The sequence below is a fragment of the Phaeovulum sp. genome, assembly GCF_041596715.1.
GTDB lineage: Bacteria > Pseudomonadota > Alphaproteobacteria > Rhodobacterales > Rhodobacteraceae > UBA6213.
Map to the genome: position 1 here is coordinate 1 of NZ_JBFHIA010000099.1, position 10525 is coordinate 10525.

A 10525-nucleotide genomic window follows, 5' to 3' on the forward strand; every position below is an offset into this window, starting at 1 on the left:
GATGCACGGGCATCTGATCGGCGCAACCGGGGCGGTCGAGCTTGTCGCCTGCCTGATGGCGCTGGGACAGGGCGTGATCGCGCCAACCATGGGCTACCGGGTGCCAGACCCCGAGTGCGCACTGGACGTGGTGCCGAATGTTGCGCGGCAGGCACGTGTCGATGTCGTGCTGTCGAATGCCTTTGCATTTGGCGGATTGAACGCCGTGCTGGCGCTTGCACGCATCTAGGGGGCAAAGCAAAACGCCGCCCGGTGTGGGCGGCGTTCAATCCTGCGTATCTTGTTGCGATCAGGGGCGCGGGGTCGGCGCGTCGGTGGGCGCAGTTGCCGGGGCCGCGGCGGCGGCAGCGGCGGACGATGCTGCGTTGGCCGCGTTGACCGCAGCATACCCTTCGGCAAAACCTTCGAGTGAGATGACCGAGTCGACAGTCTGATCGGGGGCCACCATTGGCACCAGCGACAGCACAGCCGAGGTGCCGGTCTGCATCGCTTGGATATCTTCCTTGGTGAACCCTGCACGCACCACGCAACCGACAGCGTTGCAGAAGGTGAAGGGGTAGCGCCGCGCTTCGCCACCGTTGAAGCTGATCGACAGCATTTGCGACAAGAGCGTCTCAAGCGGCGTCAAGATCGTGGCACCTGCCGCAGCCGCTTGGCCATCGGGCAGTGCGAACATGCTGATTTCCGCCAGCGGCGTGCCATCCTCAGTTTTCAGCAACTGATAAAGCTGGCAGGGGTCAAAGCCATCCTCGGTGCGGATGCACTGCATTTCCCAAGCGCCATAGGTTTCGGCTACATAGGTTTCGCCGGCGGGGATTTCGGCAGGCTCCGTGGCGGCGGGGGCTGCGTCTTGTGCAAACGCGGGCGTCGCGACTGCGAAAGTCAGCGCGACCGCGAGCGTCTTGAAAAGGTCTGCCATGGGGCTTCATCCTGTTGCTTTTGACGTTGCGGCTCGCTTAGCACGGCGCGGCATGGGAGTCAGCGCCGAAATTGTTGCGCCGCGTTGAGCATCGGGCGGAAAACCGCCGGAACGAAAAAGAAAAAGGCCCCAAGCGCGGGACCTTTTCCTGTTGTTTCTCCCTGTCGGACGGGCCGACTTTATTAGCGAGATGCTAATGCGCGACATATCGTCCGTCAACAGCCAAGAATTGCGTTTTTGCTTGTGCCGCCGGTCCCCATTGCGGGGGGCGTTTGATTTGGAAAAAGGTCGTCGGGCGCTGCGGAATTGCGCGAATGGTGGCGCGTGTCGGTGAACATTGTATTGTGGTTGTGAAAGACTTGCGGGGGATGCAGCGGTGTTGACGGAAAAAGGCGTTTTTATAGGTGGCGGCGGGGCGGGCTATACAGAGCCGCAAGAACTGCTGCTGAAATACGGCAACCGCCACGGCCTGATCGCAGGGGCGACCGGCACCGGTAAAACCGTGACCTTGCAGATCCTCGCCGAGGGGTTTTCCACCGCCGGGGTGCCGGTGTTTCTGGCAGATGTGAAGGGCGATCTGGCGGGGCTTGCGATGCCGGGGCAGGCCGATGGCAAGCTGCATGAGGCGTTTCTCAAGCGCGCGGCGACGATTGGTTTCGATCTGGAATATCAGGCCTTTCCAGTGACCTTCTGGGACATGTTCGGCGAACAGGGCCACCCGGTGCGCACAACGGTCAGCGAAATGGGGCCACTGCTTTTGTCGCGCCTGATGGATCTGAGCGAGGCGCAAGAGGGGGTGCTGAACATCGCCTTCCGGCTGGCCGACGAAGAAGGGCTGCCGCTGCTCGACATGAAAGACCTGCAAGCAATGCTGGTGTTCATCGGCCAGAACGCCGCCGAAATCGGCCTGCGCTATGGAAACGTGGCGGCCTCTACCATCGGCGCTATCCAGCGTCAGTTGCTGGTGCTTGAAAATCAGGGTGGTATGCGGCTGTTCGGGGAACCCGCGCTTGATCTGGCCGATATCCTGTCTTGTGCGCCCGACGGGCGCGGCCGCATCAACATTCTGGCGGCCGACAAGCTGATGGCCTCGCCACGGCTTTACGCGACCTTCCTGCTTTGGCTTTTGTCGGAACTTTTTGAAGAACTGCCCGAGGTGGGCGACCCGGATAAGCCCAAGCTCGTGTTCTTTTTCGACGAGGCACATTTGCTGTTTCAGGATGCCCCGAAGGCGCTGATCTTGAAGGTAGAGCAGGTGGCGCGGCTGATCCGGTCGAAGGGCGTTGGGGTTTATTTCATCACGCAGAACCCGACCGACGTGCCCGACACCGTGCTGGGGCAGCTTGGCAACCGTGTGCAGCACGCATTACGCGCTTTTACCGCGCGCGATCAGAAAGACCTGAAGCGCGCGGCCGAGAATTACCGCGCCAATCCCCGTTTCGACACTGAACTGGCAATCAAGGAAGTCGGCACGGGCGAGGCGGTGACCTCGTTCCTGCAAGCCAAGGGTGCCCCGGGGGTGGTCGAGCGTACGCTGGTGCGCCCGCCCGCCAGCCGCCTTGGCCCGATCACGCCAGCGGAGCGCGCAGAGGTTTTGCGCGCCTCGGCGTTCGGGGCCAAATATGATGCGCTAATCGATCGTGATTCCGCGCATGAACGGCTGGCGGCACGCGCTGCAAAAGCGGCCGCCGCCACTGTTGCCGCCGAAGACGAAGCGCGCGAGTTTTCCAGTGCGCGCCGCTACTCGGGCGGGGCGAAACCGGCCAAACCGACCAAGCGGTCTTCTCGTTCGGATTCGATTGCCGAGACCTTCGGCAAAAGCCTTGCCCGCCAACTTGGCACCAAGACAGGGCAGGCGCTGGTGCGTGGCGTATTGGGCGGCCTGTTCAAGTCACGTTGAACCTTGTTCGGCGCGCAACCGCGACTCTGCCAAGAGTGCGATCAGCACATCGATGTGGCGCGCGAGGCTGTAGTGCGCAGCCCCCGCGCGCCGCGTTTCCTCCAACTCCGCTTCGGCGGTCATCAGCGCGGAAAGCGCGTGATCGGGATTAATTGTTTCCATGTTGCGCACAATTCGGCGCAGATCGCGGCTTCTGTTGTAATCCGCAAGGCCAATCCGTGCCGCGCGGATCAATAGCCGTGGGCGGCGCAATTCGGCGAGCAGGCGGGTAAACTCGGTCATGGCAGGTCCTTTGCAGTTGCAAGGACAGCAGCATAAGCGGCCCGTTGGGGTGTTGCGTTTTTCGCGCCACCAGCGAACGGCGAAGTGTCAATTGTTTATCAATTAGCAACAAATATCGGCATACGGGCGTTTTGTTAACGAATGGGTAACAAAAGCAACCCACGGTTGCAAAGCATCGACCAGGATCTGTAAGTCGAGGATTTAAAGCGCAAATGTCGAACTTGGCTATACCTGCTGGCGCGCTTCCTGCGTGGCTGCCCGAAGTTACACGGGCATATCTGCGCCATGTCGAGCATGGCGTTCCAATTCGCCAGATCGCGCGCGAAAAGGGCGAACACGCCTCTACCGTGCTGCGCCGCTTGCGCCGCATCGAAGCGCGCAGGGATGATCCGTTGCTTGACGAGGCGCTTAGCCGCTTTGCCCATTCTACAGGGTGCCCGCCCTGCAACTTCCGCTCAGCGAAGGATGATAGCGCCATGTCAGCCCCGATCCGCACACGTAAAAAATCCGAATCCGATGAAACCTTGCAGCGTGAAGGGCGGCGCATATTGCGCCGTCTGGCAGAGGCCGGTGCCGTGCTGGTGGTTGCCGCCGATATGGAAAAGGCCGTCGTGCTGAAGGGCACGGTGCGCACTGCCGTGCTGGAACGCAGCGTGGCGCAAAGCTTTGCGCTGCACGACTGGATCGCGGTGATCCATACGGGGCGCGTTACCAGCTACGAAATCACGCCAGCAGGCCGCGCCGCGCTGCGCCGGATGGTAGAGGCGGACGATGTTGCGCGCGCGGCGGGGTTTGCCGAGGCGCAATCGGGCTTTGCCACGCCCTATGCCAACCAGCACCGCCACTGGGAAACGCGCGATCTGCCCGAGATGGGCGGCGAGGGGCAGCGGCGACTGCGCGTGAACCTTGCCGAAAGCCCACTAGGTGTGCTGGCGCGTCGCCGTGACAAGGATGGAGAGCCGTTTTTGGCCCCAGAACTGGTGGCCGCGGGAGAGCGGTTGCGCGAAGATTTTGAACTGGCCCAGTTGGGTCCGCGCGTGGCGCAGAATTGGGAACGGTTCCTTTCTGGGGGCGAGCGGGGCCGGTATCGCCCCGATGCCAGTCAATCGGGCGGTTCAGACAAGGCGCGGGCGCGCGTGGCCTTGGCGCTGCGCGACCTCGGGCCCGGTCTGGGTGATATGGCGCTGCGCTGCTGCTGCTTTCTTGAGGGGTTAGAGGCAGTTGAAAAGCGCCTTGGTTGGTCTGCGCGCTCGGGCAAGATCGTGCTGCGCATCGCGCTGATGCGGCTCAAGCGGCACTACGAGGAAACCTATGGTGGCGCGGCCCCATTGATCGGGTAGCGTGGGGTCAACCGGGCCGCGGCAAAACGCGGCCCGGTTTCGTTTTTCAGGCTTCGAACTCTATCAGCAGGTCTTTCGCGTCGATCTGCTGACCGGGGGTCACCAGCAACCGCAGCACCACCGCATCGCGGTCGGCGTGGATGCCGGTTTCCATCTTCATAGCCTCGATCGTCATCAAAAGGTCACCCGATTTCACCCGCTGCCCGGCCTGCACCGCGACCGTGGCCACCACCCCCGGCATCGGCGCGCCAATCTGCGCGGGGTTGCCGTCGTCGGCCTTGGGCCGCGCGGCAGTGGCTGCCTTGATAGCGCGGTTTGGAACCCGGATCACCCGAGGCTGGCCATTGAGCTCGAAGAATACCTTGGCCTCGCCCTCTTCGTTGGTTTCGCCCAGTGCCTGCAAGCGAATCTCAAGCGTCTTGCCGGGGTCAATCTCGGCGGAAACCTCGTCGCCGGGCTGCATGCCGTAGAAAAAGGTCGGCGTGGGCAGGCTGCGCACCGGGCCGTAAAGGCGATGCCGCCCCATGTAATCAAGGAATACCTTGGGATACATAAGGTAGCCCGCAAGGTCTTCGTCATCGACCACAAAACCGTCAAGCTCGGCCGAAACCTTGGCGCGCACCGCCTCAAGATCAACCGGTGCCAAGCCCTTTCCGGGGCGCTCGGTCGAGGGTTTTTCACCCTTCAGCACCTTGGCCGAAATACCCGCAGGCCAGCCGCCGGGCGGCTGCCCGAGGTTGCCGCGCAGCATGTCGGCCACCGAGTCTGGAAAGGCCACTTCGATGGCGGGGTCTTCCACCTCGGCGCGTGTGAGGTTTTGTGACACCATCATCAGCGCCATATCACCCACCACTTTCGACGAGGGCGTGACCTTGACGATATCGCCGAACATCGCGTTGGCATCGGCATAGGCTTGCGCCACCTCGTGCCAGCGTTCCTCCAGCCCCAAGCTGCGCGCCTGCGCCTTGAGGTTGGTGAACTGGCCCCCCGGCATCTCGTGCAGATACACTTCAGAGGCCGGGGCGGGCAGGCCGCTTTCGAATGCCGTATATTGGCCGCGCACCGCTTCCCAATAGTTCGACATCGCGCGGATCGCGGCGATGTTTAGGCCGGTATCGCGTTCGGTATGACTAAGCGCCTCGACGATCGACCCAAGGCAGGGCTGTGAGGTGCCGCCCGAAAACGCATCCATCGCCGCATCGACCACATCGACCCCGGCATCCGCCGCAGCCAGCACCGTGGCCGCCGAAATGCCCGAAGTATCGTGCGTGTGGAAATGGATGGGCAGGCCCACCTCTTCCTTCAAAGCCTTGACCAGCACACGAGCCGCGGCGGGTTTTAGCAGCCCCGCCATGTCTTTAAGCCCCAGAACATGCGCGCCCGCGGCCCGCAAATCCTTGCCCATCGCAACGTAGTAGCCGAGGTCGTATTTCGCGCGGTCGGGGTTGAGGATGTCGCCCGTGTAGCAGATCGTGCCTTCGCAGAGCTTGCCCGTCTCAAGCACCGCATCCATCGCTACGCGCATGTTCTCGACCCAGTTGAGGCTGTCGAACACGCGGAACACGTCAATGCCGGTCGTCGCTGCTTGCGATACGAAATAGCGCACCACGTTGTCGGGGTAGTTGGTGTAGCCCACGCCATTGGCACCGCGCAGCAACATCTGGGTCATCACGTTGGGCAGATGGGCGCGGATGTCGCGCAACCGCTGCCACGGACATTCCTGCAAGAAGCGGTAAGCGACGTCAAAGGTGGCACCGCCCCAACATTCGACCGAGAAAAGCTCGGGCAGGGTGGCGGCATAGGCGGGTGCCGCGCGCACCATGTCGATCGATCGCATCCGCGTGGCGAGAAGGCTCTGATGGCCGTCGCGCATGGTGGTATCGGTCACCAACACCTGCTTTTGCGCGGCCATCCAGTCGGCCACCGCCTGCGGGCCCTTTTCGTCTAGCAACTGACGGGTGCCGGGGGCAGGGGCTGCGTCGCTTTCGGGTGGCCGGGGCGCGCGGGCCTGTGCTGCGGGCTTCGGGCGGCCCGCAGTTTCGGGGTGCCCGTTGATCGAGATGTCGGCGATATAGGTCAGAATCTTGGTGGCGCGGTCCAGACGCTTTTTGAAGTTGAACAGCGCGGGCGTCGTGTCGATGAACTTCGTGGTGTAGGTGTTGTCCAGAAACACAGGGTGTTTCAAGAGGTTGATGACAAACTCGATGTTTGTCGAAACACCGCGCACGCGAAACTCTCGCAGCGCCCGGTCCATGCGCGCAATCGCCTGTTCGGGCGATTGCGCCCAAGCGGTGACCTTGACCAGCAAGCTGTCATAATGGCGGGTGATGACCCCGCCCGCATAGGCGGTGCCGCCGTCAAGCCGGATGCCCATGCCCGTGGCCGAGCGGAAGGCGGTGATACGCCCATAGTCGGGGATGAAGTTGTTTTGCGGGTCTTCGGTGGTGACCCGGCATTGCAGCGCATGGCCTGAAAGGCGCACTTCGGCTTGGTTGGAAACACCGGTCGCCTCGGCCAGCGTGGCGCCTTCGGCGATGCGAATCTGCGCTTGCACGATGTCGATGCCGGTGACTTGTTCGGTCACGGTGTGTTCGACCTGCACGCGCGGGTTAACCTCGATGAAGTAGAACCGCCCGTCGTCCATATCCATCAGAAACTCGACCGTGCCTGCGTTGCGGTAACCTACCGCGCGGCCGATCTTGAGCGCGAGCCCGCAAACCTCGTCGCGCTCGGCTTCGGCGAGGTAGGGCGCGGGGGCGCGCTCGACCACCTTCTGGTTGCGCCGCTGCACGGTGCAGTCACGTTCGTAGAGATGGTAAAGCCCGCCGTGCGTATCGCCTAGAAGCTGCACTTCGACATGGCGCGCGCGCTGGATCATCTTTTCCAGATAGCCCTCGCCGTTGCCAAAGGCGGATTCGGCCTCGCGCCGCCCCTCGCGAATCTTTTCGACCAGTTCCGAGGCCGAGGCGATCGCGCGCATACCGCGCCCGCCGCCGCCCCAACTGGCCTTCAGCATCAGCGGATAGCCCAGCGCCTCGGCGGCATCGCGTGCGGCGGCCATGTCATCGGTCAAAAGTTCTGACGCGGGCACCACCGGCACACCCGCCTCCATCGCCACCCGCCGCGCACTGGCCTTGTCACCCAAGGCGCGCATGGTGTCGGCGGTGGGGCCGATGAAGGCGATTCCGGCCGCCACACAGGCATCGACGAAATCGGGGTTTTCCGACAAGAGCCCGTAGCCGGGGTGAATGGCATCGGCCCCACATTCGCGCGCCACGCGGATGATTTCGGGGATGCTCAGATAGGCTGCCACGGGCCCCAGCCCCTCGCCAATCCGATAGGCCTCGTCGGCCTTGAAGCGGTGCAGGCTGAGCTTGTCCTGCTCGGCGTAGACCGCCACTGTCTTTTTGCCCAGTTCGGTTGCCGCCCGCATCACGCGAATGGCAATCTCTCCTCGATTGGCAATAAGGATCTTTCGAAACATTGGCCCCCCCCCTGCGGCAATATGACGGGCGCAAAGTTATCTATGCTGCGTTGCAGCGCAAGCTGATTCGCTTTCTCCGCGCTTTGACACGTGCATTCTACCACGGCGCGATGCTTGACAGGCGAACCCGGCAGCGCCAAGCAAGTGCCATGATCGATCTGCGCCCCGCTTCTCATATTATCGGCCTGCTTGTGGCTGTTCTGGGGCTGCTCATGCTGCTGCCGATGGCGCTTGACTGGCAGCGCGGCGATGCCAACTGGCGCGCGTTTCTCGAAGCCTCGATCATCACCACCAGTGCCGGTGCGTTGATCGCGATGAGCACGCGCAGCGACATTGCCCGTGGCCTTGGCCTGCGCGACAGCTTTTTGCTCACATCAGGGGCTTGGCTGGTGCTGCCTGCGTTCGGAACCCTGCCGCTGCTGATCGGCGCGCCCGACATTTCGTTTACCGACGGGTTTTTCGAGGCAATGTCTGGCATGACCACCACAGGCACCACCGCCATTCCCGCGCTTGATGTTCTGCCGTGGGGGGCAAACCTTTGGCGGGCGATGCTGCAATGGCTGGGCGGCTTGGGGATCATCATCGTCGCGCTGATTTTTCTGCCGGTCATGAAGGTCGGGGGGATGCAGTTTTTCCGTTCGGAAGGTTTTGACACCCTGGGCAAGATTCTGCCCCGTGCCATCGACATTTCAAACGCGATGCTGCGCATCTACGTCGGGCTGACAGTGCTGTGCGCCGTTGTCTATGTGATCTCGGGTATGACCCCCTTTGATGCCATCTTGCATTCGTTGACCACGATAAGCACCGGCGGCTTTTCGAACTATGATGCCAGCTTCGGTGTCTACAAAGGTGCGCCAGAAGTTGTCGCGACGGTGTTCATGATCCTTGCATCGTTGCCCTTCATCCGTTTCGTGCAACTGACGCAAGGCCAGGTCAGGCCGATCTGGCAAGACGTGCAGGTTCGCGCATATCTGCGCTGGACGCTCTATGCGATTGCGGTGATCGTGATCTACCGCATGTTCCGGCACGAGGCCGCGTTCTGGCCGACCTTGCGTGAAGTTTCCTTCAACGTTGTGACGATCTTTTCGGGCACCGGCTATCTTTCCGAAGATGTGACCCAATGGGGGCATCTGGCCTTCGTGGTGCTTCTGGTGGTTGGGCTGATCGGTGGCTGCACATCGTCAACGGCCTGTTCGGTCAAGGTTTTCCGCTACCTGATCCTGTTCGAGGCGATCAAGACCCAGATCAAGCGCCTGCACAGCCCGCACCGGGTATTGGCGGTGCATTACGGTGGCCGCCCCGTCGAAGCCGATGTGGTCAACTCGGTGATCGCCTTCTTTTCGCTGTTCATTCTCAGCTACGGCGTGCTGATCGTTGCCTTGTCGCTGACAGGTCTCAGCGCCGAAACGGCGATGACTGCGGCTTGGACCGCGATCGCCAACGTCGGGCCGGCATGGGGGCAGGGCATTTCGCCTAGCGGCGCGATCGACCAGTTTCCGACCTCGGCCAAATGGCTGATGATCTTCGGCATGTATGTGGGCCGATTGGAGCTTTTGTCGGTATATGTGCTTTTGCTGCCGCGCTTCTGGCGCGCCTGAGGCGGCGCGCTAAGACTTGTGCGTTTAGTTCCAGCACGACACCTGCACCGCAAGCCCGCGGGCCAGACGGGCAAGGTCTTCGGGTGCCATCGCAGCACCGCCCATGCTTGCCATCGGCGCAAAGCCCTGCGCGGCCAGAACCGGGGCCAGCGCCGCAGACTGCCGGGCCAGCGCGATATCGTCGGGCAGCAGGCGCTCACCGTCGTTTTCGGTGGGCAAAAGCACGCCCAGCACCGCGCCGCTGGGGTCAAGCACCGGCCCACCCGCATCGCCCGGCAGCGCGTTAAGGCGCAAGCGCGCCAGATCGGCCTCGCCCGCCAATCCGTTCATCGCCGCCAGCCGCCCGAAGGTTAGAACCGGCGCTGAAATCGCATCGGCATAGGGAAAGCCTGCAACCGCGACCTCGGTTTCAAGCCGCGTCGAGGCCGTGGTAAAGCCTGCCACAGCTTGCGGCGCCAGCGCCACGCGCGGTGTCAGCACCGCAATTCCAAGTGCCGCATCGACAAAGGCCACGTTGAAAACGGCCCCATCGACCGTCACGCGGTTACAGCTTGCGGCGGCGTCGGCGGTTGTCAGCACCGCTCCGTTTGTCGTGAGGTAAAAGCCCGAGCGCGAAAGCGTCGGCGTGCGCACGCCAAGCCCCGAGGTCAGGTCTGCCGCCGAAACGGCCAGCGGCTCGCCCAAGGTTGTGTCCATTGCGCTGTTGCCCAGCGGGGTAAAGCTGTCCTGCATCGCCTTGAGCACCCGCACCATGCGCGCGGTGTCGTTTGCGGGCCAGACCAGTGTGAAGCCCTTGATCAGGCCGTTGCGCAGCGAAACCTCGGTGTGCGAATGGATCTGCTCGTTCTGCCCTGTCAGGACAAAACGGCTTGCGCTGCGCTCGCGCGCGCCTTGCAGCGGCACGATCTCGAAGCTCTGCATGATGTCATAAAGCGTGAACAGCGCGGTCTGGTCGCCCGGTTGCGAGATCAGCAGCACCTGCACACCCGATCCGTCGCGCGC

General features: G+C 62.7%; 7 protein-coding genes and 1 pseudogene. 4 read left to right on the plus strand and 4 right to left on the minus strand.

What is annotated here, in order from left to right; all coding sequences use genetic code 11:
- Positions 1 to 229 (plus strand): annotated as a pseudogene (locus tag ABY403_RS08475) (beta-ACP synthase); the annotation flags it as partial.
- Positions 230 to 289: 60 nt separating this feature from the next.
- On the opposite strand, the gene ABY403_RS08480 reads toward ABY403_RS08475, so the two are convergent.
- The gene (locus ABY403_RS08480; RefSeq protein WP_372840343.1) at positions 290 to 919 is read right to left on the minus strand and encodes an invasion associated locus B family protein; all 630 of its coding nucleotides are present in this window, start codon (positions 917 to 919) and stop codon (positions 290 to 292) included.
- 376 nt (positions 920 to 1295) lie between these two features.
- On the opposite strand from ABY403_RS08480, the gene ABY403_RS08485 reads away from it, so the two are divergent.
- Complete coding sequence (locus ABY403_RS08485) at positions 1296 to 2819, plus strand: helicase HerA-like domain-containing protein (RefSeq protein WP_372840344.1); 1524 nt, start codon at positions 1296 to 1298, stop codon at positions 2817 to 2819.
- On the opposite strand, the gene ABY403_RS08490 is transcribed toward ABY403_RS08485, so the two are convergent.
- Positions 2811 to 3101 (minus strand): DUF6477 family protein, encoded by a 291-nt coding sequence (locus ABY403_RS08490; protein ID WP_372840345.1) that lies wholly within the window; start codon positions 3099 to 3101, stop codon positions 2811 to 2813. The genes ABY403_RS08485 and ABY403_RS08490 overlap by 9 nt on opposite strands.
- A 212-nt stretch (positions 3102 to 3313) precedes the next feature.
- Here ABY403_RS08490 and ABY403_RS08495 point away from each other — a divergent pair, with 212 nt between their 5' ends.
- Complete coding sequence (locus ABY403_RS08495) at positions 3314 to 4441, plus strand: DUF6456 domain-containing protein (protein ID WP_372840346.1); 1128 nt, start codon at positions 3314 to 3316, stop codon at positions 4439 to 4441.
- Positions 4442 to 4487: 46 nt separating this feature from the next.
- Here the strand turns inward: ABY403_RS08495 and pyc are convergent, their stop codons facing one another.
- Positions 4488 to 7925 carry a pyruvate carboxylase gene (gene pyc, locus ABY403_RS08500; RefSeq protein ID WP_372840347.1) on the minus strand — a complete coding sequence of 1146 codons (3438 nt, stop codon included), beginning with the start codon at positions 7923 to 7925 and terminating at the stop codon, positions 4488 to 4490.
- A gap of 149 nt (positions 7926 to 8074) precedes the next feature.
- Here pyc and ABY403_RS08505 point away from each other — a divergent pair, with 149 nt between their 5' ends.
- Positions 8075 to 9523, plus strand: a complete 1449-nt coding sequence (locus ABY403_RS08505; RefSeq protein ID WP_372840348.1) for a TrkH family potassium uptake protein — start codon at positions 8075 to 8077, stop codon at positions 9521 to 9523.
- 24 nt (positions 9524 to 9547) lie between these two features.
- Here the strand turns inward: ABY403_RS08505 and ABY403_RS08510 are convergent.
- Positions 9548 to 10525: serine protease (locus ABY403_RS08510; protein WP_372840349.1), on the minus strand; the 978-nt coding region annotated here is incomplete at its 5' end.